The organism is Myxococcales bacterium, assembly GCA_016703425.1.
Lineage (GTDB): Bacteria > Myxococcota_A > Polyangia > Polyangiales > Polyangiaceae > JADJCA01.
Genome location: JADJCA010000002.1, coordinates 1,001,117 through 1,022,875, shown reverse-complemented (window position 1 = coordinate 1,022,875; position 21,759 = coordinate 1,001,117). Strand labels below are relative to the sequence as shown.

General features: G+C 68.2%; 22 protein-coding genes and 1 tRNA gene. 7 read left to right on the top strand and 16 right to left on the bottom strand.

Features of this window, described 5'->3' with window-relative positions; genetic code table 11:
* The first annotated feature begins 202 nt into the window (after positions 1–202).
* Positions 203–409, top strand: coding sequence for a hypothetical protein (locus IPG50_10810; GenBank protein ID MBK6692682.1), 207 nt, complete (start codon positions 203–205; stop codon positions 407–409).
* 137 nt (positions 410–546) lie between these two features.
* Here IPG50_10810 and IPG50_10805 read toward each other — a convergent pair whose 3' ends face one another.
* The 7 genes from IPG50_10805 to IPG50_10775 all read right to left on the bottom strand — a co-directional run bounded on the left by IPG50_10805 (position 547) and on the right by IPG50_10775 (position 6,019).
* On the bottom strand, positions 547–834 hold the full coding sequence (locus tag IPG50_10805) for a hypothetical protein (protein MBK6692681.1): 288 nt from the start codon (positions 832–834) through the stop codon (positions 547–549).
* An 86-nt stretch (positions 835–920) separates the two neighbouring features.
* Positions 921–2,135 (bottom strand): GGDEF domain-containing protein, encoded by a 1,215-nt coding sequence (locus IPG50_10800; GenBank protein ID MBK6692680.1) that lies wholly within the window; start codon positions 2,133–2,135, stop codon positions 921–923.
* Positions 2,136–2,229: 94 nt separating this feature from the next.
* Positions 2,230–2,303: transfer RNA gene (locus tag IPG50_10795), tRNA-Gln, on the bottom strand.
* A gap of 107 nt (positions 2,304–2,410) precedes the next feature.
* A complete protein-coding gene (locus IPG50_10790; protein MBK6692679.1) occupies positions 2,411–3,334 on the bottom strand; it encodes a hypothetical protein in 924 nt (307 codons plus the stop codon).
* Between the two features lie 80 nt (positions 3,335–3,414).
* Complete coding sequence (locus IPG50_10785) at positions 3,415–4,041, bottom strand: hypothetical protein (GenBank protein ID MBK6692678.1); 627 nt, start codon at positions 4,039–4,041, stop codon at positions 3,415–3,417.
* Positions 4,042–4,165: 124 nt separating this feature from the next.
* Entirely contained in the window at positions 4,166–4,333 is a 168-nt protein-coding gene (locus tag IPG50_10780) for a hypothetical protein (GenBank protein MBK6692677.1), read from the bottom strand.
* A 51-nt stretch (positions 4,334–4,384) separates the two neighbouring features.
* A complete protein-coding gene (locus IPG50_10775) occupies positions 4,385–6,019 on the bottom strand; it encodes a glycine--tRNA ligase (protein ID MBK6692676.1) in 1,635 nt (544 codons plus the stop codon).
* 80 nt (positions 6,020–6,099) lie between these two features.
* On the opposite strand from IPG50_10775, the gene IPG50_10770 reads away from it, so the two are divergent.
* Complete coding sequence (locus tag IPG50_10770; protein MBK6692675.1) at positions 6,100–6,648, top strand: DUF3109 family protein; 549 nt, start codon at positions 6,100–6,102, stop codon at positions 6,646–6,648.
* Between the two features lie 52 nt (positions 6,649–6,700).
* Here the strand turns inward: IPG50_10770 and IPG50_10765 are convergent, their stop codons facing one another.
* From IPG50_10765 to IPG50_10755, 3 genes are all read right to left on the bottom strand, one after another.
* The gene (locus IPG50_10765; GenBank protein MBK6692674.1) at positions 6,701–7,630 is read right to left on the bottom strand and encodes an ATP-sensitive inward rectifier potassium channel 10; all 930 of its coding nucleotides are present in this window, start codon (positions 7,628–7,630) and stop codon (positions 6,701–6,703) included.
* Positions 7,631–7,637: 7 nt separating this feature from the next.
* The gene (locus IPG50_10760; protein MBK6692673.1) at positions 7,638–9,023 is read right to left on the bottom strand and encodes a protein kinase; all 1,386 of its coding nucleotides are present in this window, start codon (positions 9,021–9,023) and stop codon (positions 7,638–7,640) included.
* An 87-nt stretch (positions 9,024–9,110) separates the two neighbouring features.
* A complete protein-coding gene (locus IPG50_10755) occupies positions 9,111–10,487 on the bottom strand; it encodes a sigma 54-dependent Fis family transcriptional regulator (protein MBK6692672.1) in 1,377 nt (458 codons plus the stop codon).
* 84 nt (positions 10,488–10,571) lie between these two features.
* Here IPG50_10755 and IPG50_10750 point away from each other — a divergent pair, with 84 nt between their 5' ends.
* Positions 10,572–11,528 (top strand): hypothetical protein, encoded by a 957-nt coding sequence (locus tag IPG50_10750; GenBank protein MBK6692671.1) that lies wholly within the window; start codon positions 10,572–10,574, stop codon positions 11,526–11,528.
* Between the two features lie 390 nt (positions 11,529–11,918).
* Here the strand turns inward: IPG50_10750 and IPG50_10745 are convergent, their stop codons facing one another.
* Positions 11,919–13,520: a TIGR02266 family protein gene (locus IPG50_10745; GenBank protein ID MBK6692670.1), complete on the bottom strand. Its 1,602-nt coding sequence runs from the start codon at positions 13,518–13,520 to the stop codon at positions 11,919–11,921.
* Between the two features lie 196 nt (positions 13,521–13,716).
* On the opposite strand from IPG50_10745, the gene IPG50_10740 reads away from it, so the two are divergent.
* The 3 genes from IPG50_10740 to IPG50_10730 all read left to right on the top strand — a co-directional run bounded on the left by IPG50_10740 (position 13,717) and on the right by IPG50_10730 (position 15,711).
* Positions 13,717–14,004, top strand: coding sequence for a PilZ domain-containing protein (locus IPG50_10740; protein MBK6692669.1), 288 nt, complete (start codon positions 13,717–13,719; stop codon positions 14,002–14,004).
* Between the two features lie 174 nt (positions 14,005–14,178).
* On the top strand, positions 14,179–14,940 hold the full coding sequence (locus IPG50_10735; protein MBK6692668.1) for a creatininase family protein: 762 nt from the start codon (positions 14,179–14,181) through the stop codon (positions 14,938–14,940).
* A gap of 3 nt (positions 14,941–14,943) precedes the next feature.
* The gene (locus IPG50_10730) at positions 14,944–15,711 is read left to right on the top strand and encodes a patatin-like phospholipase family protein (GenBank protein ID MBK6692667.1); all 768 of its coding nucleotides are present in this window, start codon (positions 14,944–14,946) and stop codon (positions 15,709–15,711) included.
* On the opposite strand, the gene IPG50_10725 is transcribed toward IPG50_10730, so the two are convergent.
* Genes IPG50_10725 through IPG50_10710 form a run of 4 tightly spaced genes read right to left on the bottom strand, consistent with a single transcriptional unit; the run spans position 15,667 to position 19,934 of the window.
* Complete coding sequence (locus IPG50_10725; protein ID MBK6692666.1) at positions 15,667–16,461, bottom strand: glutathione S-transferase family protein; 795 nt, start codon at positions 16,459–16,461, stop codon at positions 15,667–15,669. The genes IPG50_10730 and IPG50_10725 overlap by 45 nt on opposite strands.
* 28 nt (positions 16,462–16,489) lie before the next feature.
* The gene (locus IPG50_10720) at positions 16,490–17,236 is read right to left on the bottom strand and encodes a hypothetical protein (GenBank protein MBK6692665.1); all 747 of its coding nucleotides are present in this window, start codon (positions 17,234–17,236) and stop codon (positions 16,490–16,492) included.
* Positions 17,233–19,203: a serine/threonine protein kinase gene (locus tag IPG50_10715; protein MBK6692664.1), complete on the bottom strand. Its 1,971-nt coding sequence runs from the start codon at positions 19,201–19,203 to the stop codon at positions 17,233–17,235. The genes IPG50_10720 and IPG50_10715 overlap by 4 nt, the downstream gene beginning before the upstream one ends.
* Positions 19,200–19,934: a hypothetical protein gene (locus tag IPG50_10710; protein ID MBK6692663.1), complete on the bottom strand. Its 735-nt coding sequence runs from the start codon at positions 19,932–19,934 to the stop codon at positions 19,200–19,202. The genes IPG50_10715 and IPG50_10710 overlap by 4 nt, the downstream gene beginning before the upstream one ends.
* 281 nt (positions 19,935–20,215) lie before the next feature.
* Between IPG50_10710 and IPG50_10705 the strand changes: the two genes are divergently transcribed.
* Complete coding sequence (locus IPG50_10705) at positions 20,216–20,869, top strand: hypothetical protein (GenBank protein MBK6692662.1); 654 nt, start codon at positions 20,216–20,218, stop codon at positions 20,867–20,869.
* Positions 20,870–20,905: 36 nt separating this feature from the next.
* Here the strand turns inward: IPG50_10705 and IPG50_10700 are convergent, their stop codons facing one another.
* The gene (locus IPG50_10700) at positions 20,906–21,748 is read right to left on the bottom strand and encodes a tetratricopeptide repeat protein (protein MBK6692661.1); all 843 of its coding nucleotides are present in this window, start codon (positions 21,746–21,748) and stop codon (positions 20,906–20,908) included.
* Between the last annotated feature and the right edge of the window lie 11 nt (positions 21,749–21,759).

Genomic DNA, 21,759 nt, shown 5'->3' with positions numbered 1-21,759 from the left:
GAAGAGGCAAGCCGCCAGAATTCGACGTCGGCAAAGGCCGTTCGAGAACCGCACATAGGCCCCGCCCGTCAAACCCGTTCAACGTGCCCTGCATCGATGCTTCGCGGTCCCGCGGCGCGTCGCGCGCGTTGGCGAATGGACGAAATGCCGACTTCGACCCTGAAGTTGCGGATCGTCGTGAGGAATCCCTTCTATGTCCAACATGAGTCATCTGAAGCGCCAGAAAGAGCGCCAGCGCAAAGAAAAGCAGCGCGACAAGGAAGTGAAGAAGGCCGACCGCAAGCGTGAGAAGGCTCTCCGTCCGCCCGGCTCTCCGGAAGACGAGATCGAGATCGTGCACGTCGAGGGTGGCACCACCGACGAGGGCGTCGAGGCGCCGGCGCCGACTCTTTCGACCGCCGGTCAGTGATGAGCGCGTCGTCGACGCCGCGATAGGTCTCGCACGGAGTTTTGCTCGGCGCGAGCCGTTGCGAGTGGTTCCGTCGCGAACGGGCCCGCAGCCCACGACTCGAGCACGCGGCATCGAGTCGTTCGCGACGAGCGAGTTCAGAACTCGCTCTCGGCGACGCCCCGCGCGCACGTGGCGAGGTTCCGGGCAACGCCGCCGCCCCCTCCGCACTGAGCCGTCGCCCGCTCGACGCATGTCGCGAAGCGAGGCGTCCCGCGTTCGTGCCCCGCCGCTTCGCAGCCGCGCTCCATGATCTTCTTGTGCGCGTCGCTTGTGGGATCGGCGACGTCGGCCGAGCTTCGCGAAATGACCAGCCAGAGCGCGCCCGCGATCACGATGCCGATGGCGATGGCAATGACGCGCCCACGAAGAACCGGATCGTCCATGTCCCCTCCAGTGTGTGGCCAGCATATCGCCATCGGGCGATGGGCGGCGATTCCGTTGAGGCGCTCCCCGCGCGCGACCCCGAGGGTCACGACGTGACGATCGCGTCTCCTTTTCTACGCGCCACGGTGTCGGCGGCGTGCCGGTACTCTGGCGCGATCGATGTCCGGTCTCGCCCTTCGCGTTTCGCCGCATAGAGCGCCGCGTCGGCGCGCGCGAGCAAGCCTTCGGTGTCTTCACCGGCGGCCCATTCAGCGACCCCGATGCTGACCGTCACGTAGGCTCCATCGGGTAGCTCGACCTGTCGCGCCACGGCCAGAAGTCGCGCAGCGACGACGCCCGAGCCGACGAGCCTCGTCTCGGGGAGCACGATGGCGAACTCCTCACCGCCATAGCGGGCGGCCACGTCGCCGAGCCGCAGCGCATCGCGAAGCCGTGCGGCGACGCGGCGCAGCACGACGTCGCCCATCAGGTGACCGTGTCTGTCATTGATGGCCTTGAAGTGATCCACGTCGAGCATGAGCAAGCACAACGCGTGTTCGTGCCGGCGCGCGCGCGCGATCTCTTCCTCGAGTCGTTCAAAGAGCACGCGACGGTTCGCGAGGCCGGTAAGAAGATCGGTGCTGCTGAGCTCCTCCAGCTCCCGTTGCCGAGCGCGGAGGCGGCGCAAGAGCGACGTGAACAGCGCCACGCCCACGGCTGTCGCGAACAGCGAAGGGACGCCTTGCGACACGACCCACGCGGGTTCGATGCGGCCGCCGGCAAAAGGTGCGCGCTCGAGGAACGGCGCGTAGGGCGCCACGCCGACCGCTGGGAGCCCGATGGCGAACGCCGTACCGACGGCTCCCGTCACGAGCCCCCGATTCATGGAGCGAGCGTCGAAGAGGAGGTAACCGACGACGGGGAGCACGAGCAGCATGACGTTCATGGGGCTCGTGAGCGGTCCCAGCGTGTAGAGCGAGAACGTTAGGCAGATGAACCACGTCTGAATCTCGGCGTTGACCAGCCAAGCGACGTGCCGCCGGCGGAGGAGTGCGAGCGCCGCCAGAATCAGCACGAGGTGCGCGCCCGCTTGAGCGACAGTAAACGTCAAGACGCGAGGCAAATAGTCCCGGCTCACGTAGCTCGAGATTTGGCTGTCGGCTCGGAGAACCAAGAGGCGCATCACCCACGCGCACGCAAACGGGAGCGTGAGCCCCGACACCAAGAGGACCTTTGCGGGGTCGCTCCACTGGACCACGTCACGGCGTGCGGCCCCGGCGCGTTTTTGCTGCTTGTCATGTTCGCGCGCGGCGTCGTCCACCGGCGCATGCTAGCGCGGCAGACGGCGCGGCGTTCGAGCGAGCGCAGCCGCTGCGCCTCAGCCCCGGTGGGCGAGGCGTGGGGGGCGGGAGGCGTGGTTCCGACGGAAGGATTCGAACCTTCGTAAGAGGAATCAAAATCCTCTGTCCTGCCATTAGACGACGTCGGAATGGATACCGCGATGAAGCGGGCTGTGTACCCAGGACAGGAGAGACATACGAAAATGGCTGTGAAACGCAAGACCCTGATGCGGGCCTTGCGCCCCCGGGAGCGGGATTACGGCCTGCCGCACAGCAGCGAAAAGCTCGACGAGCCGGTCGTGCCGCACTTCTTGTTGACGCACAGGCTGGTCGCGCACTCGCTGCCCGTCGTGCAGTCAGCGCCGTCAGGCAACCTCGCCACGCACTTCTTCGTGGCGTTGTCGCAGCCCGCGTCGACGACGCAGCCAGAAGACTGGCCGGTGCAGTCGCCGCCGACGGGAATGCGGTCCACGCACTTGCGAGACGTGAAATCGCAGCGGGCCGCGCGCTCGCATCCTTGATCCGACGTGCAGGCGTCGCCGATCTTCGCGGGCGCCGCGCACGTCTTCGTCGTCGCGTCGCACTGAGTCCCCGTCGCCGTGTCGCACACGAAGCCGCGCGCGACCCTCTCCTTGCCCGTCGAATAGCTGGTGACGTTTCCGCTCTTCGTCCCGACGCACGGCGTGTCGCCCAACTTCCCGACGATGCGAAGCTGGCAATAGCTCTCCTGCGCACCGCTCGCGAAGAGCGTCGTGCACGTGACCTCCCCCTCGGGGTTCGCCGCGCAATCGCTGCCGTCCGTGCACGCCTCGCCGGGGGCTTTCGTGCCTCGGCTACCGGTGGTGCCAAACACGGTCTTGCAGCTCGGGGCCGAGGAGGCGCTGGCGCAGCCGCCTGCGCCGGACACGGCAGCACGCACCTCGCTCAGGCAGGCGCCGCCCTTCTGCGCGTCGTAGCTGGTTTGGCCCGTCACCGCGGGGATGAGCGCGCGGCAGCTCACGCCGTCGGTACGGAAGCCGCCCTGCGCGCAGCACGGCTGGATCGCGTCGCAGTAGTCTGTCGCAAAGGCGTCGCTGGAGCTTGGGCCTGAACCGGAGCCGACTCCGCCGGCGCCGCCACCGGAGCAAGCGACGAGCACGAGAAGAGGCGCTGAGATGCCCGAAAACGCAACGTGTCTCATCGGCCTCCCGAGTGGGGTTTCGGCGAGCGTAGCTGGGACACGCCCCGCCCAGCAAACGCGGGCTACGCTGCCGGCGTGGCCTACCGGCAGCGCTCCGCGAGCCAGGCGTCGACGTCGGTAAAGAGCCTTCGGGTGACGAGGCGCGGCAGGTCGCCGTGGGCTCCGTTCATCGGGCAGACCCGCACCTGCGACGCGACAGGCCCTTCCTTCAGCGACAGGTATTCGACCCAGCCGGTGCTCTGCCGTGAATAGACGAAGACGAAGCGCCGTGCGCGGTCGCCGGCGAGCCAGTCGGCGACGATGCTCGGGCCGGTCCTGCCGTTGAAACGACGGCCGTCGGAGTAGGACGGGTCGAGCATGACGGCCGTGGCCTCGCGGCCTCGTCCACTCGCCAGACGACCCAAGAGGGGGAGGCGTCCCGCGCTGTACCCGCCGACGACGGTTGCGGAGGGCGCGTCGACGAATGGGTTGTCGATCGAGAACACGTCCAGGCGCGGGACGCACAATCCCTCGCCGGCGAGCTCGCGCCCGAGCCCCTGGAGCCCATGAAAGAAGACGGCCCCGTCGGCGTCCGCACAGGTTGCGCCAGTGGCGCTGAGCGCGTCGTCCGATCGGTCGCTCTCATCGGCAACCGGCTCCGCCCCGCTGCAGGCCGTTGTTGCGCCGATGAGGCCACAGAGAAGGAGCGCGAGTGTCCGATGCACCATGCCTTCCGCTCCGCACGGCGCGTGCCGACGCCCGAGCCCAGCCAGATGGCACAAATGCCTGAAAAAAGTCGCGCGCCGCAACGGGACCCCGGGTCCCGCTGGATCCCCCGCGATGGGGCCTTCCTCAGCCGCGCTTGTGGCGAATCAGCTGGTAGATGCCCAGGGCGAAGACCCCGCCGCCGACGATCATGAGCGGCGTGGGCCCGTGCGTGAAGGGCAGGCGGAAGCGGCCGCTCAGGGCGCCAGCGATGGCCAGCGCGCCGAAGATCATGTTCGTGATGGCAGAGCTCATGAAGGCGTTCTCCTAGCAAGGCGGTCGTTCGGCCCCTCCGCGCAACGGATCCTACGTCGGTCCGATCTTCGCACTGAGGGCCGCCGCAAGGTCGGCACCGGCGACGCGATCCTGGGCCATCGTGTCGCGGCTGCGCAGCGTCACCGTTCCATCGTCGAGGCTCGTGAAGTCGACCGTGATGCAGAAGGGCGTGCCGATCTCGTCCTGGCGCCGGTAAAGCTTTCCGATGCCGGCGCCGTCGTCGTAGACGGTCCGAAGGCCCGCGTTCTGCAGCGCTTTCTTAATGCCCTTGGCCATGTCCACGATGCGCGGCTCGTTCTTCTTGAGCGGGAACACCGCCACCTTGATGGGGGCGAGTCGCGGATGGAGCGCGAGGACGGTGCGCGTGAAATCGTCGCCCATCTTGTCCGATACGCCGCGGACCTTCTTGGTCATCTCGAGCCCCTGCACCGCGTCGTCGTCGATGAGCGACGACACGCGCGGCAAAGAGCCCGGGAGTCCCGCGATGACGGCTTCGGTGTTCTCACGGATGCGCGTCTTGGTGGCCTCCGTAAGCTCCTCGCGCTTGCCGACGCTCTTGGCGAAGCTCTCGAGGAGCTGCTTCAACTTGTCGACGTCGGCCGCCGGCGGATCTTTGACGAGCGACTCGTCGTAGGCGTCACAGAGGAACGCCAAGGTCGCGCGGTCAGCACCGGCCGAGGGCTCGATGACGTAGGGCGTGAAGCGCTCGTTCTTCTCCTGGTCGTGGTAGACGAGGTGTTCGATCGAGTCGGGGTTGTTCGGTCCCTTTGAGTGTTGCCCGAGGTCGAAGTCGGTGCGGTTCGCGATGCCCTCGAGCTCGCTCCAGCCGATGGGGAACTTGTACTCGAGGTCGACGCAACGCTTCGCGTAGTGGGCCAGCTCGTCTTTCGCCTGCTCGCGCATGCGGAGGTTCTCGGGCCTCATGCCCAGGTCCCGGTACCAGTCCATGCGCGCTTTGATCCACTCGTCATGGAGCCGCTCGTCTTCGCCGGGGCGAACGAAATACTCGATCTCCATTTGCTCAAACTCACGCGTACGGAACGTGAAGTTGCCCGGCGTGATCTCGTTGCGGAACGCCTTGCCGACCTGCGCGATGCCGAAGGGGAGCTTCCGGCGCATCGTGCCCACGACGTGGTGGAAGTTCATGAAGATGCCTTGCGCCGTCTCGGGCCTGAGGTAGGCGAGGCCTTCGTCACCTTCGGCTGCCGCGCCGATGGTCGTTCGGAACATCAGGTTGAAGGGGCGGGCATCGGTGAGGTCTTTGGCTCCGCACTTGGGGCATTGGAGCTTCTTCTCGCGGATGGCGGCGTTCACCTCGTCGAGGTTTTTCGGCGGCTGGCCGCGCTGCGCTTCGTAGACCTGGTCGGCGCGCGAGCGCGCGCGGCAGGCGCGGCAGTCGAAGAGCGGATCGGAGAACGTGGCTTCGTGGCCCGAATACTTCCACACGAGGCGGTTCGTGATGATCGCGCTATCCAAACCGTCCATGTCGTCGCGGTCGTAGACCACGGAGCGCCACCAGGCGCGCTTGACGTTGTTCTTCAGCTCGACGCCGAGGGGACCGTAGTCCCACGAGTTGGCGAGGCCGCCGTAGACGGCGGACCCTGGGAAAATGAAACCGCGGCGCTTGCAGAGGCTGACAACCGAATCCATCGACGGAGCGGGCATGGGGGAGCGATGCTAGCCGAAGCCCTCCCTCCGATGAACCGTGCTTTTCAGCGTCAACCTTCGTTGGCAGACTGGGGCCGATGGCATCCTCCCCAGCCGCCCAATCGCCCAAGCGTCTCCCCGTTCTAAACCTCGACACAGCGCGCTTCGAGTGCGTGTACCCAAGCTGCGGCGGCGCCTGCTGCAAGGAGAGTCGCCCACCGGTAAGTCCTGGCGAGGACGCCCGCATTGGCAAGTCGATGAAGAAGTTCTTGCCGCTCCTCCGACCCACCGCACGGCGGGTGGTCGAGCAGCGCGGCTACCGCACGGCGCGCGTGAAAGAAGGCCGCCCGATGCTGGCGATCGTCGACCGGTATTGCGTGTTCTGGAACGACGGTTGCGTGCTCCACAAGGTTGGCGCCGCCGAGGGTGACAAGAATCGCTACAAGCCGGCGACCTGCATCACGTTTCCCCTCGACGAGACTGACGACGGCGTGCCCTACGTGCGGCAGTGGGGCCTGCTCGGCGAAGCGTGGGAGCTCGCCTGTCTCGACCCGAAGGCGTCGAAGAAGAAGCCGACGCAATCGCTCGCCGAGGAGCTCGCCTTCGTTGCGCGGGAACGCGCCGGCAAGGAGAAATGGCGCGATTGACGCCGGGACCGCCGCAGCAACCTCCACCAACGCAGCGCGCGGCTCGGCGTGGTTATGTCGCGTCGACAGGGGCGTCGAGCGGCACGACCTCGTGGAAATGGGAGTAGTCGATCTCTCGCGTGCCGTCGGGGTGCATCGTGAGGACGTCCGCGAAGCGTGCGTTGTGCACGATGTCTTTCATCGAGTAGACGTGCCGCGTGTGGATCTGCTGCCCGAGCGTCTCGTCGAGGCCGGTGAAGGCCACGACGATGTCGACGCCGTCGTTGGCGAGCCGCTGGCGCTGCTCCTCCGTTGCCAGCGGGCTCGACTCGTCGAGCGGATGCATCGCAGTAAAGGTCAGCATGAAGATCGGCGTTCGATCGCGGACCAGCCGGAGCTCCACAGGACGCCGCATGACCTCGCCCTCACGGGTCCGCTCCACGACGATGACGTACATTCGCAGTTGCGCCTCGACGACCTGATTGTGCCGCCAATTCGCCATGCGGATCATGAGATGCGGCACGCCGTCGCGTGTCGCGATGACGGCCTTGTCGGTGAAGAGGACGCGGGCCGTGGGCCGGGCGAACTTCGCGTAGGTAAGGCCCGTGAAGAGCGCGACGAGCACGATGTTTGAGAGCGCTTGCAACGTCACGAGCGCGTGGGCCCATCGATTGGCCGGCGCGAGCCCGCCGTAGCCGATGGTGCTCATGGTCTGGACGCTGAAGTAGAAGGCGTCCTCGAAGGAGTCGGGGCGCGTGCCCGTGATGGAGCCCGGGACCATGAGGTAGAGGAGCGCGAAGACCAGGCAGAGGCCGAGGTACAGCGCTGCCCCCAGCGAAAGGAAGACCCACCACGGGCGCACCAAGAGGAAGTGGTAGACGTCCTCGTGGGGGCTGGCGCGCCGTCCTCGCGCCACGATGCGGAACGCTGAGGTGTTGTCATGACGCGGCGAGCGCACGGACGGACCGCGCGGAGCCGGTGAAGGTGCGTTTTGGGTGGTCATGAACGCGTCAAAAATCCGGGGTGCGCGCCACCGGCTTCTTTTTCGGCGGCCCTTTGGAAGGCTTCGCCGTGCTCACGCTGGCGCTCGACTTGGCGGGCGGCTCTTTCGGTGCGCTCCCTTCAGAGGTCGCGGCGCTGCCGGAGCTGTTGGACGAGGGAGCGTCGGCTGCGGCGCCTTCCACCGGCGAAGGGGCTGTTGAGGGGACGGTCGTTTGGCCGCCCGTGGCCACCGGTTGCGATAGCGGGCGCGTCCTCTGGAGCAGGAAGGCCGCCGTGAGGAGAAGCGCCGCCGCGCCGAGCACCACGGCGGCGATCCAACGGAGGCGTGTTCGCGACGGCTGGGTAACGCCGATGCCGGGCTCTACCCCGTCGTCCGGCCCCGCGGTCGTTGCAACGTTGAGGTCCACCTCTTCCGCGTCAGCATCATCGTTGTCTGAGTCTCCCGTGTCGGGACCGAAGACCGAAGCCAGATCGGAGAAGCTTGCCCTCGCCGGTGCCGCCCGCTGCAGCGCCTCTTGAAGCTCGGCGTCCGTGGCTCCAACGGCTCGCTTGAGCGCCGTGGCAAACTCCGATGCGCTGGCGAACCTCTCGTAGGCGCGTTTTGCGATGGCACGCTTGAGGACGAGCCACACTTGCGGGTCGACCCGCTGATCGGGATCGATCTCCTGCTCAAGCACGGCGGCCAAAGACGCCGACGGGGAGACCGCGCGAAACGGAGACGAACCGGTCATCAGCTCGATGAGGAGCACACCGACGCTGAACACGTCGCTGCGGCCGTCGAGCTTCTGCTCGCCGCGAATCTGCTCCGGAGACATGTAGCGCGGCGTGCCAAGGACACGCCCGAAGAGCGTCTTGACGCTCGAGTTGGCGACCTTGGCGATGCCGAAATCGAGGAGCTTTGGCGTGACGTGTCCGTCGGGGTCGACGGCCAAGAGGATGTTGGCGGGCTTCAAGTCGCGGTGAACGATGCCGACGTCGTGGGCGTGTTGGAGTGCCGACAGGACCGGCGCGATGATGGCTGTCGCCTCCGTCGCGGACATCGGCGAGGTGCGGACCTTGAGCGCGCGCCGAAGCGTCTCGCCGCGGAGCAGCTCCATCACCAGGACCAGCGTTCCGTCGGGCTCGGCGGCGAGATCGAAGACCTTGACGACGTTGCGATGAGACAAGGTGGCCCCGACTTGGGCCTCGTGGCGGAAGCGTCCTTCGACGTCAGCCTTTCGCTCGATGTCAGCGCGGAGGACCTTCACAGCGACCTCCGCGGCGGTCATCTCGTTGCGCGCGACCCAGATCTCACCCATGCCGCCCACGGCGATGCGCCGCGTCAGGGAGTACTTCCCTGCGAGGCGATCGCCCGGCTTGAACTGCCGGGGCGGGGTGGTCGGGACGGCGGCCATGCGCCCGTAAGCCTAGCCGAGGAGCCAAGTCACCGCGAGATGAGCGGGCGGCCAGGTGCAGCGCGGGTCGCCGGTGCGCACGTTCGACTATTCGGGCTCGTCCCAGCTAAGGCCGTAGAGGCCCCGCTTTTTCAAGAGGTCACGCAGGTGATGCCGCGCCAAGTCGGCTTCGCGCGACGCCAGCGACAGGTTGCCCTTGCATCGCTTCATGAGCGCCGAGAGGTACGCCGCCTCGAAACGTCCGACGGCGCGCTCCTTGGCCGTGCCAAAGGTGCCCGACACGTCGAGCGGGTTGCGTTCTTCGGGCGTCCCGCGGAAGCCGAACCCTTCTCCGGCCACGTCGGAGCGGCGAATCAGGTCATCCGACGCCAAGGCCGCGGCCCGCGCCAAGACGTTCATGAGCTCGCGGACGTTGCCGGGCCAAGGTTGCGCGGCGAGGAAGTCCAACGCCGCTTGCTCGATGAGCGTGCCTTGTGCGGCGCCGCGCTCCTTCGCGACGCGCGCCAGGAGCTTCTGGCAAAGGATCGGGATGTCTTCGAGGCGATCGCGGAGCGCCGGCAGGAGCAAGCGCACCGGTGCCAGCCGGAAGTAGAGATCTTCCCGGAACCGGCCCGCCTCCAGCTCGTGCCTCAAGTCGCGGTGCGTCGCCGCGATGACGCGGACGTCTAGCTTGATAGGCGTGGCGCCACCGACGCGCATCACCTCTTGCCGCTCAAGGATGCGGAGGAACCTCGCCTGCAGCGACGAGCTCAGTTCACCGATCTCATCGAGGAAGACGGTCCCGCCGTTGGCGGCCTCGAAATAGCCAATGTGCGCTTCGCCGGCGCCGCCCGGGGCGCCCTTCTCTTGGCCGAAGAGGAGCGATTCGGCCAGGGCCTCGGGAAGCGATGTCGCGTCGATCACCACGAACGGCTTTTCGCTGCGGTTGCTGCGGCTGTGGAGTGCGCGCGCGACCTCCTCCTTGCCGGTGCCCGTCTCGCCTTGCACCAAGACGCCGATGTCCTTTTTTGCGATTCGTTCGAGCGTGGCGAAGAGCTCTCGCATCGCCGGACTTCGGCCAATGAGCTCGCCGAACGTCTCGCCATCGGACATCGGTGACGGCACGACGGCGTCGTCCACGTCGAGGCGTAGCGTCGTCTCTCCGATGGTGAGCTCAGCCCCTGATTGCAGCTCCGCCTCGATGAGGCGCTGCCGCCCCAGCCAGGTACCGTTGGTGCTGCCGGCATCGCGCACGTGGATGCGATCGGCGACACGCCGAAGCTCGAGGTGCACTCCGCTGACCTTCGGATCGTCGATGACGAAGTCGTTGGTCGAGTGGCGACCGACGGTTGCCAGAGACGATGCCATGGCGAAGGCCCGACCAGCCATCGGTCCCGACGCCGCGACGAGACGGGGCACGGTCATGCCGGTCCGCGCTCGAGTCTCTACGGCGACGGTCTTGTCCGCTCCGCCACGCTCGTTCATCGGCCGATGCTACGCGAGGAGTGGCTCTCCACGCACCACAATGCTGTCGAGTGCGCTGAGCATGCGGTGGTAAGGTACCTGGCCATGGTGGCGCGACGAGTGCTTTGGGCAACGTGCTTGGCGCTAGCGTTCTTAGCGTCCAGCGCCCGAGCGCAGTCCGACGTCGACGTGACCGCCGCGCGGAAGCTCTTCACGGAAGCGGTCAAGGACGAAGAGTCGGGCCAGTTCGAGGTCGCCCTCGGCAAGTTTCGCAAGGTGCAAGCTGTTCGCGACACGGCGGCCGTGCGCTTTCGTGTGGGAGCGTGCCTTGAGGCGCTCGGGCAACTCCGAGAGGCGCAGAAGGTGTACGCGAGCGCTGCCGACGCGGCTTCCGCGGACCCTTCGCAGAAGGAGCTCGTCACCGCTTCTCGCGACAAGGCCGAGGCCATCGCGCGGCGCATGCCGACGCTCACCCTCACGCTCTCGCCCAAGGCGCCTAGCGACGCCGTGGTTCTCGTCGACGAGAAGCCGGTCGCACCGACCGACCTCGGGCGTCCGCTACCGCTCGACCCGGGAGCGCACAAGGTGGCTGGCCGAGCCACGGGCGTCCCGCCCTACGCGACCGACGTGACGCTCTCGGAAGGGGCTGGCGTTTCATTGTCGGTCCCGCTCGACGTAGCCCTCGCGGCACCGCCGCCACCGGTCGAACCCGCGCCGTCGCCGGCCCTCGGCTGGGCCCTGATTGGCGCGGGCGCGGGGCTCTTGGTGGCGTCCGGCGTCACCGTGATTGTGCGGCAAAATGCCATCGCCACCGTCGAAGACGCGTGCCCCGGTAATCGCTGCCCCGAGGCTCGCAGAGGCGAGGTCGTGAGCGCGCAAGATCGCGCCAAGGCGATGGTTCCCGTGGGGATCGCCTGTGGCCTACTCGGCGCGGTGTCGGCGGGAGTCGGCGGTGTGCTCTTGTATCGCTCGACCATGCCCCGTTCGAACGTGCCGCCTGCGGCTGCTAGGCTTGTTCCTCAGGCGAACGGCTTCGCTCTGACGTTCGGAGGACCTTTCTGATGCGGGCTGCCGGGGCTTGGTTTGTTGCAATCTGCATCGGATGCGGAACGGTACCGAACGTCGTCTTCGAGAGCGCCGATGGCTCTTTCGCCCCGTCACCCGACGGCGGCACACCAAGCACGTCCGAGGGCGGCCCTCCGAGCGCGCTCGATGCCAGTGCGACCGCCGAGGTCGAGGGTGGCGCTCTCGGGTGCCCCAACCAGCCGCCGAATGGCACCGAGTGTTGCGGCGACTACGCGTGCCGGGGCGAGTGTCCGCAGAAGGGTTCTTCCGGCAACGAGTGCCGCAAGGACTGCTCGGAGTGCCGTCGTAGCCAGGTCTGCTGCCGGAAGGGTGGCCGCGTGACCTGCATCGCGCCCGCCGAAAGCTGTCCGTAGCGAACGGGCGCGCTCAATACGGGTTGTCGGAGTCTTCCTTCTTCGGCTTCTTTTTCGGTGCAGGCTCGGCCGGCTTGGCCTCAACGGGTTTGGCCTCTGCTGGCTTCGGTTCCGCCGGCTTGGGTTCCGCGGGCTTCGCTTCGACGGGCTTGGCCTCTACTGGCTTCGCCTCAGCGGGCTTCGGCTCCGCCGGCTTTTCCGCCGGCTTGGCTTCCACCGGCTTCACCTCGGCCGCTTCGACGGGCTTCGGCTCCGGCTTTCGCGGTCGCTCGGGCTTCGCTTCGACGGGCTTGGTCTCTGGCTTGCCGATGGCGACGGCCACCGGGGCCGAAATGGCGGGCGCCGGCGCGCTCGCGGACACGGTAGGCGCAGCGGCCGTTTCTGCCGGCTTCGCGCTTGTGGACGCAACGGCCGACGGCGTTGTGGTTGTGGTCGACGACGGCGCCGGTGAAGCCTGCACGACCGTCGCCGCGGTGCTCGGAACAAGCGCCGGCGCCGAGGGGGCAGGCGTGCCGGTTCGCTTCTCGCCTTCCGACAACATCCCCGCTTGGTACGCGTAGACGAGGCCGCCACCGAGCGCGAGGACCGCGACGGCGGCGGCGAACATTCCACCGCCACCCTTTTTCGGCGCGCTGTCGGCCAACATGTCGGTCGCGCGAACGGGACGGCCCGCGAGCGACGGCCGTGGCTGTTCGGAGGCGCGCGGCGGTGGTGCTGAGCCGCGGTCCGGTGGAGGCGGCGTTGAGCGGCGTGGCGCCGCCAACTCGTTCGAGGCGTCGGCCGCGGCTTGCGCGGGTGTAACGACCGCCGGCGTGGGCGTCACGGACGCAGGAAAGCCTCCGATGGTCGCCTCTTCGCGCCGGTTCTCTTCCTTCGGGGGCGCGTCGGCCACGCCCTTGAACAGCGGGTTGTGAGCGACCTCTGCCACCTCGTCCATCGAGCCGCCGGAAGCCTTCAGCGCCTCTTCGAGGAGCTCGGCTGCCTGTCGCATCATCGTGCGCTCTTGTGGCGGGGGCATGTCCTCTTCGCTGTTCGTCGACGGGAAGAAGCCGCCACCGCTCGGGACGACGGGCGTTGCGACTGCGTCGGAGACCGATGAGCGCTGCACCGCGCCGCCGGTCGGCGCCAGCGACGTCGGCGGCTCCGACACGGCGGGCATCCCGGAGACCGTGGGCTTGAGGGACGGTAGCTCGGTACGCGGCGCGACCGAGGGACGGACCGTGGTGACTTCGTCGTCGACACCGGAGCCCGACGAGTAGGCGAAGCCTGCATTGGCCTTGTTGCTTGCCAAGCGATCGATGATGCCGCGGGAGCGGTCGTCGATCTTGATGAACTTGACGCCCATGCCCGCCGGCCTGTCGGCGGCGGCCTGTCCCGGCTCACGCTTCCACACGACGCGGCCAACACCCGCAATCACGGCCTGGTCGCTCGCGAGGCGAATCTCGAACTTCAAGAGCGTGCCCTGGGCGAACGGCGTCGCTGTCTTGATGAAGAGGCCGCCTCGGCTCACGTCGTGCGAGTGGTTCTCGATGAACTCGTCGACGGTCGCGCTCTTGTACCTGACATTGAGGCTGACGATCTTCGCGCGCGGGTCTTTGCGAGTATCCTGGCTCATCGGTCTTCACCTGGCGCGACGAGACCATGACGGGCCCTCGTGACGAGCCCCTTCGCGGTAGTCGAGCTTCTCAATCGTAGCCGGGATCTCCCAAGGAGCGCTAACTTGGGGAGAGTGACCTCTCTTTTCACGCGGGTTCATGCCTGATCTCGACCAAAGACCCTTTCGCGCCCACGACCGCCGGAAGGCGGGGCTCGTGGCCAGCATCTCCCACCCGCTCGCCGGGTGGCGGGTAGAGGGCAAGGTCATCGACCTTGGACTCGGCGGCGCCGCCCTCGAATTTTCGGAGCTCGTCGAGCGCGGCGACCGGCTCGTCGTCGAGATGATGGCTCCCACGCTGTGGGATCCCTTGCACGTGCGCGGGCGCGTCGCGTGGACCCAGGCCGGCCGCCCCTCGGGCGTGCGCTGCGGCGTTGTCTTCGAGCATGCCGACGCGCCTTCGCTCTTTGCGCTCTTCGAGCTCTTAGGGACGCTCGAGTTCTAGTGCACCGCCGTCGATGTTCCATCAACGTCCGCTTGCGGTCGCCTCGCTGCTCGAGGCGCCGGTGCACTAGCCGAATCCCTTGGGCTTCGCCCAACCGGCGAATTCACCCCCGCGAATTCGCTCGTGCACCGCGTAAGGCGGAGCTTGCGCTCATCCGGGCGGCGGTGCACTAGCGTGCTGCTCTCGGATCTCACGTGGCTCGAAGCCGAGCGGCACCTCACGGCCGACGCCGTCGTTCTGTTGCCGCTCGGCGCCGCGGCCAAGGAGCACGGCCCGCACCTGCGCCTCGACAACGACGCGCGCCTCGCGGAGGCGCTTCGCGACCGCCTCCTCTCGCGAGAGCCGCTCCCGCTGATCGCCGCTCCGACGCTGACCTACCACCACTACCCGGCGTTCGTGGAATACCCGGGCTCGACGACGCTCCGCGAAACGACCGCGCGCGATCTCGTCGTCGACGTCTGCGCGAGCCTCGCCGCCTTTGGCCCGCGGCGGTTCTACGTCCTCAACACCGGCGTCTCCACGATGCGCCCCCTCGAGGCGGCGGCCGCGGCGCTGCGCGCCCGCGGGTTGCTGATGGCGTTCACAGACCTTCGAGCCGCGCTCGAACCCGTGGAGCGTTCGCTCCTCGCGCAGGAGGCGGGCACCCACGCGGACGAGGGCGAAACCTCCATGATGCTCGCGCTCTCTCCTCACCGCGTGGACATGGGCAAGGCGGTAAGGGACATTCACGAGCGGAGGTCCTTTCGACTGACGCGCGATGGGAACGCGGAAGCCCTCTATTCGCCCACGGGGGTATACGGCGACGCGACCCTCGCGACGCGTGAAAAGGGAGAGGCGCTCGTCGCCGCTGTCCTCGCGGCGGCGCTGCATGACATCGCTGCGCTGCGCCTCGCAGCGCCCCCCAACGGCCCTCCTTCGGCGCCACCGGTGGGTTGACGCATGGTCGCGCCGACGCTTCGGGATTGGCTCAAGGAAGGACCCTTCGGTCTCGCCATGTCGTCGGGCTTCTTCGCGTTCTTCGCGCACACCGGCGTGCTTTCGGTCCTCGAGGACGAAGGTCTATTGCCGTCACGCGTCAGCGGTTCGAGCGCCGGCGCGCTCGTGACAGCGAGCTGGGCTGCGGGCGTCGCCGCTACCACCCTCGAGCAGACACTGATGGCCCTCCATCGCGAGGATTTTTGGGACCCGAGGCCAGGCCTCGGCTTGCTTCGCGGCGCGCTCTTCCGCGCGCGGCTTGAGGCGCTCTTGCCCGCGCAGCGGTTCGAAGAGTGCCGAGTGCCGGTGGCGATCAGCGTGTTCGACGCCCTCTCGCGGCGCACCCGCGTGATGACTGCGGGAAACCTCCCTGCCGCCGTTCACGCGTCCTGCGCGGTGCCGCTTCTCTTTCACCCGGTCCGTATCGGCGCGCGCGTGTACGTCGACGGCGGCGTTGCCGATCGGCCCGGCATCCTCGGGATGCCAGAGCGCGAGGGTGAGCGCGTCCTCTTCCACCACATCGCGTCTCGCAGTCCGTGGCGCCGCCGCGACGGTGACGCGACACGTGTCCCGAGTCGCGACGACATGGTGTCGCTGGTGATCGAAGACCTCCCGCGCTCGGGGCCCTTCGCCCTGGGCGAGGGCCGGAAGGCCTTCGCCGTCGCGAGGCGTGCAGCCCGGCGAGCGCTAGACGAGCCCGTTCACGGATCTTTGTTGCGCGTCTTTGGTTGAACGCCGGCCCCGGTCCTCGCGGAAGAGTCGCAAGATGAACTGCCCTGCGGGGCGTCCTCGAAACGCTTCGAGATCGTCTGCGAAAGTCGGGAGGGACCCGAGCGCGGGCAGCCATGAGCCGTACTCCGGCGGGAGCACGACAGGGGCTCCAAGCGCGGCGAACGTCAAGTCGGCGGCCGTGAAGCGCTCACCGGTGAGGTAGCGTCGCCCGTCGGCGAGCCGCGCTTCCACCATCTCGAAGGCCTCGTGAATGCGCGCGCGCGACCGCTCGGCGCCTTCTTTGGTGAGCTTGAGCCCGCGCCGCATGGCGACGATCAGCGGCGTCGCGAGCGCCCCCGCGACGCCGCGCGGAAGCGGACCCATGCCCGCCGTCACCGTCTTCACAAAGACGTCGGGGTCCTGTGTGAGATAAAAATACGCGAACCGTCGCGTCGCCGGGCCGAGTCGCCGGTCGAAGGCGCCTTCGAGGTCGACGACCTCGCGGCGGAGCTGCGGCTCGTGCGGAAATAGGCGGCGCGGTTCGTCGAGCGCGCGATCGACGAACTCGAGGATCTCGGTCGAGTCTTTGATCGAGCCGTGGGGCGTGACGAGAATCGGCACGGTCCGTTGGCGGGCGACGGGCAGCGTGACGACGTAGTGAAGGAGCGGAATGTGGCGCCGCTCTTCGTAGCGCATGCCCGCGCGGTCGAGGGCCCATCGCGCCTTTTCGCAGTAGTGGCTGGGCGCGATGGTGACGAGCGTCAGCGGCATGGCTCGCCTCGAATGCGTGCCGTTTGCATCATTTTGCCTTGATGCTTTGGAGCAGCGCGTCGACCTCGGCGCGGGCGCTCTTCACGGTGGCGCTCGGGCCCGTGAGCTTGAAGAAGTGCGCCATTCCTGGCGTCTCGACGATGGCGCCCACGAGCGCGAAGCCCGTCTTTGGCGCCGCGGCGCCGCCCATCATCGAGCCGGCGGCGAAGGTGCCTTCGACCTCGACCATCGTCGTCTTGAAGCCGCCGACCGTTCGCTCGCTGCGCTTCGCGCTCTTCTGGCCCGCTTCGTCGAACTGGCCCACCCATCGCTCGGCGTTGGCGGCGGTGCCGCCGCCAGCGCGGCTCACGCTCATCTCGGCGTCTTCCGCGTCGCTTCCTGCCTTCGGAATGCGATAGGTCGCCATGCGCATGGAGCTGGGGTTTGGCGCGTCTTGCCAGCGTGCCGGCTTGGTCCACGTGACGGCGCCGGTCTCGTCGCCGCCGGCGGCCGGTGCGGCCGCGGCTCCGACCGGCGGCGCGCCCTGTCCTACTGGCGGGTGACCCTGCGGCAACCCCGGCGTTCCCATCGGCGGATGGCCCTCGGGCATGGCGCCCGCTGGTCCCGCGCCGGGGATCGGCGGGTGGCCCGTCGGCAAGGCGCCGCGGTTGTCCGGCGTCGCGGGGGGGGGCGCCGCGACCGGCTCCGGCACGGGCGTCGGCGACCGAAGCCCCGCGTAGGCGGCGACGCCAAGGGCGCCGGCAAGCAGAATCATCCACATCGATTTCGGGTTCATCGCTGTCGCTCCTCGATGGCCTGAATGGTTCGCACAAGGATGTTGTCCTTACGCAAGCACGGCCAGCAGTCTCGGGCGTTGGCGAACCCGCAGCCCCTCGTTGAAAGATGCGGCTTCAGCACGGTCGCCGTGCGTGAGTCACCAACCTCGCGCGCCTTCGCCAAGAGCGCGCGCTTGGCCTCGCAGCTCGCCGCTGCCCGCAGCTCGAGGGTCACCTGCAAGCCCGGCGTGGCAATCTTGCGCGCGTCAGCCTTCTGGAGTGCCTTCTGCGCGCGGACCGCGGCAGCCGGGTATTGGGCGCCGGACGCGCCGTAGGCGATGTCGTAGAGGATCTCCCCGCCCATCGTACCCATGCCGCTCTCCAGGAGCAGGAACGCGTCGTCCGCGGCGTCGCGGCCAACGGCCGCGTTGCGAACATTCTCCGCGAGCTTCAGATCGTTTGCCGCTCGGCCGTCGGCCTTGATCAAGAGCGCCGCTTGGCGGAGCGCTTCCTTGGGCTTGCGCGTGGCCGTGTACGCTTTCTCGAGAGCGCGATGGATCTCGGGCCGCCCCGCAAGGTCCTTCTCGAGTTCGGCAAGCGATGAGATGCCTGTGCCGTAGTCACCTCGCTCGATGGCTGCGACGCCCGCGGTGATTCGCGCTTCGACATCGGGGTTGGCGCTGCTGGTCGCACTCGGCGCCGTGTTGGTCGCACCGTCGCTCGTCGCTGGCGGTGTGTCGGCGTTGGTCGTCGAGGACGGGGCGGTCGGCGTGGTGGGCGTGGTTGGCGAGCTCCCCCCGCGCGCCAAGAGCACCAAGAGCGCGACGCTCGCGAAGGCCGCCGCGCCACCGATGACGAAGGGGCGAGGGTTGTCCCTGTACTGAACCAGGAGGTTCTCCCGCATGCGCACCAGGGGCGAGATGGGCGGCTGGCGTCCCGTCACGATGGCCGGCGCCCCTGGCAAAGGTGCCGAAACCGGGAGCGCTTCCGCCTGCGGTGTGCTTGGACGTCCGGCGAGCGAGCCGCGGGGGCCGACGCTCATCGTTGGGCCGTAGTCTCCGGTCCACACGGCGTCGATGGCTTCGAGCAACTCCTTCGAGTCGGCGTAGCGGTGGCCGGCTTCCTTTTCGAGGGTCTTTCGGATGATCGCCTCGATCTCTTCGGGGACGACGACCAGGGGAGCCTTGTCTGCGATCCGCGGCACCGGCGCTGTCACGTGCATGCCGAGGAGCGTCACCTTGCTCGCGTGCTCGAAGGGGCGCACGCCGGCCAGCATCTCGAACGTGATGACGCCGAGTGAATAGATGTCGGCGCGCGGGTCGACGGCTTGCCCGAGGGCTTGCTCAGGCGCCATGTACTCGGGGGTGCCGTAGACCATGCCGAGCTGCGTGAGCGCGGTGCCCGGCGGCGCGCCGTCGGCCGAGATCTCGCCAATGGGAACCTTCGCGATGCCGAAGTCGAGGACCTTGACGAAGTCCGTCTCGCCTTCGCGCTCGACGAGCATGACGTTCTCTGGCTTCAGATCGCGGTGGACGATGCCCAGCGAGTGGGCCCTTTGGAGCGCAGCGGCGATCTGATGAAGGACGCGCAGCGCCCGCCCGAGGGGAAGCGGCCCCTCGGCGATGAGATCGCGAAGGCTCTTGCCGTCGACGAACTCGAGCACGAGAAAGAAGGAGCCGTCTTCGAGCTGCCCAAAGTCTTTTGCCGCAGCGACGTTCGGGTGCTCGATGTGCGCTGCGGCCATCGCTTCGCGTTCGAAGCGCTGGACCACTTCGCGCATGCGGGTCATCTCCGCGTGGAGCACCTTGACGGCGACGTCCTTGCGCATGTGGAGATGGTGCGCGCGATAGACCGCGGCCATGCCGCCTTCGCCCACGAGCTGATCAATCCGGTACCGACCCTGGATCACCGTCCCGACGAGCGACTCGGGAGGCCGGGCGCTCGACCTCGCTGCGCCCGTGCTCGAGACTGTGCGGTCGTTGCTCATGGGGGCAGGAGGCGGAAATGGCGCGGAGGGAGGCGCGCGAGGCCCCCGTTTCGGAGCCCAATCGATAGCACAAGGAGGTGCCCTCGTGAGCGCGGGATTCGCCGCGGAATCCCGTCGCTCGCGGCGTTTCGCGGGGGCCCTTCCGCTCTTCGCCCTCCTGTCACCGGTCGATGCCCAGACCGACGGTCAAGAGAAGTCCGAAGCGGTCGTTGCCGATGGGGGCCAAGGTCTGCAGTCCCTGAACCGGTGACGTCGCAGTGCGCCCTTCGTAGAGAGCGCCTCCCAAACCGAAAGAGGCCCTGCCCTGAAAGCTCGAAGAGCAGCTCCCACGGCCTCCGGAGCCGCACGGCGAGGCCGACGCCCAAGGGAATCTCCAGCAGCGCGCCGCTGGCGCCGGGCAGGGTCGCACTCTCGGTCACGGGGGCTCCGCCGCCGATGCCCGCGCTCCGCAAGGTCACCGTTGCGCTCGGGCCGTAGACCGACGCGAAGCCGCCGCCGACGAAGGCGTAGCCGTGCAAGACGCGACTCCCCCACGGCGCGTCGACCTTTCCACGCACGCCGAGCGAAACGATGCGGCGTGCTGGCCCGTCGCCAACGGGGGAGACCTCGTAGCCGCCGTAGGCTCCCAAGCGGAGGAGCGGCAAGAGCGCGATGTGGCCGACGAGCTGGGCGGCCGGGCCGACGCGCGGTTGGACAAAGGCACTCGTGAGGAATCGCTTGCTTGCGCCCACTTGTGCCGAAGCGTCCCAACGCACCTGAGCGGCCGCCGTGCGCGTTCCCGAAAGGGCGCCGGCGAGCACCGCTGCGACGAGACACGACCGGCGCCAGGATCGGCGCCGGGACGGGGGAGAGGGAGGGCGAGGCATGAGAGGAAGATGGTAAGCTCTCGGGCCTGGACCGTCGCTTTTCCCATAGGACATTTTCCCGTCGCCGGCGATCGCGTCGCGTCGTCGTTTTCGCCTCGCTCCATCTCGCCATCGGCATCGCCACCAGTCGCGACGCCGAGGCGCAGGTGAATCTTCCGCCGCCGCCGCCGCCGCCGCTTTCGGCGAACCCTCCCGCGGCGCCGCCGCCGTCCACGACGAGCCCGCCACCGTCGGCGACGCCGCCGTCACGCCGCCGTCCGCCCGCCGGGTCGTCACGGGAGCCGTCCCCGCCGGCGCGGGACGTGGAACGCCCCGCTCCCGAACCGCCGCCGTCGCACCGCGGGCATTTCTACGGCCTAAGGTTCAATCCCCTCGTGCTGACTCAGGCGCGCGTGAGCCTGGACGTCGAGTGGCTCATCGCTCCCCGCCACGCGCTCGTCTTGTCGCCGCACGTCACGCTCTCGCAGAGTCGCGATGCCCTCGCGGCACGTGCGCTGGGCTTCACCAACCGTCAGTCCACGGGCTTTGGCGCCGAGGCCGGCTACCGCCACTACGTGGCCGGTGGAAACGAACCGGAAGGGTTGTTCCTCGGCGCCTCGCTGCTCCTCGATTCGACCAAACCTCTGCCGGGCGCAGCGCGATTCACGGCCTACGGGGGCGCCCTCGACGTGGGCTACCAGCTCGTTTGGAGCAGCGGTTTCACGCTATCGGCGGGGGGCGGCGTCCTTTTGATCACGACGAAAGGGGCGACCACGGAGGTGGCGCCTCGCTTCCTCTTCGGCATCGGGTGGACCTTCTGAACGGACCGCGTGCCTCCGAAGAACGCGGACCGCGATTCAGCTCCACATCTGGGGCTTGGAGGCCAACGACGAGATCTTCTCCCGCAGCTCGTCCTTGTCTTCCGCGTCGGGTACGAGCTCGAGAAACCGCGAGAGATCGCTGATGGCCGCTTGCGATGCGCCGAGCCGCGCCGACAAGAGGCCGCGATCGCGGATCGCGCCCGGCGACGCCGGATTGAGCGTCGCGATGCGGTCGACGACGAGCATCGCGCGCGCGAGATCCCCGCGCGACAGGTAAATGCCGCGGAGGTTCATCAGCATGCGCAGCAAGATCGCGCGCGTGGTGGCTGGCTCCAGGTACTCGGGCCGCAGCGTGTCGCCTTCGGCGGCGACCTTTCGCAAGAGGTCGTGCAGCCGGCCGTCATCGAGGGTGCGCCCGCCGAAAAACGGGTCGACGTACACGGGCGTCTCGGGCCGCCCTCCTGGCGCCGGCTCGAGGCGCACGAGGAAGTGACCCGGGAAGCTGACGCCGCGGGCTCTTAGGCCGAGGCGGCTGGCCACGTCGCAGTAGACGACCGCCAGACTGATCGGGATCCCGACGCGTCGCTCGAGCACGTCGGGCAATAGGCTGTTTTTGGGGTCGTAGTAGTCCGCCTCGTTGCCTCGAAAGCCTCCCGCCACGTAGAGCCGCTGCGCCATCGCCGCGGCCTGCTCTTCGAGCGGTGCTCTCCCGAGCTCGAGGCCAGACAGCGGCGCCGCAAGCTCACCCAGGGTCTCATAGACGAGCCTTGCGTCGAGGGCCGGCCGGAGGTCCTGGGCGATAAGGAGGGCGCCGGTGGTGAGCTCGACGTCAGCGTCCGGCGCCGACGCAAAGACCTCGAAGCGCGGAAGCGTGGCCATTCCTCGATGGT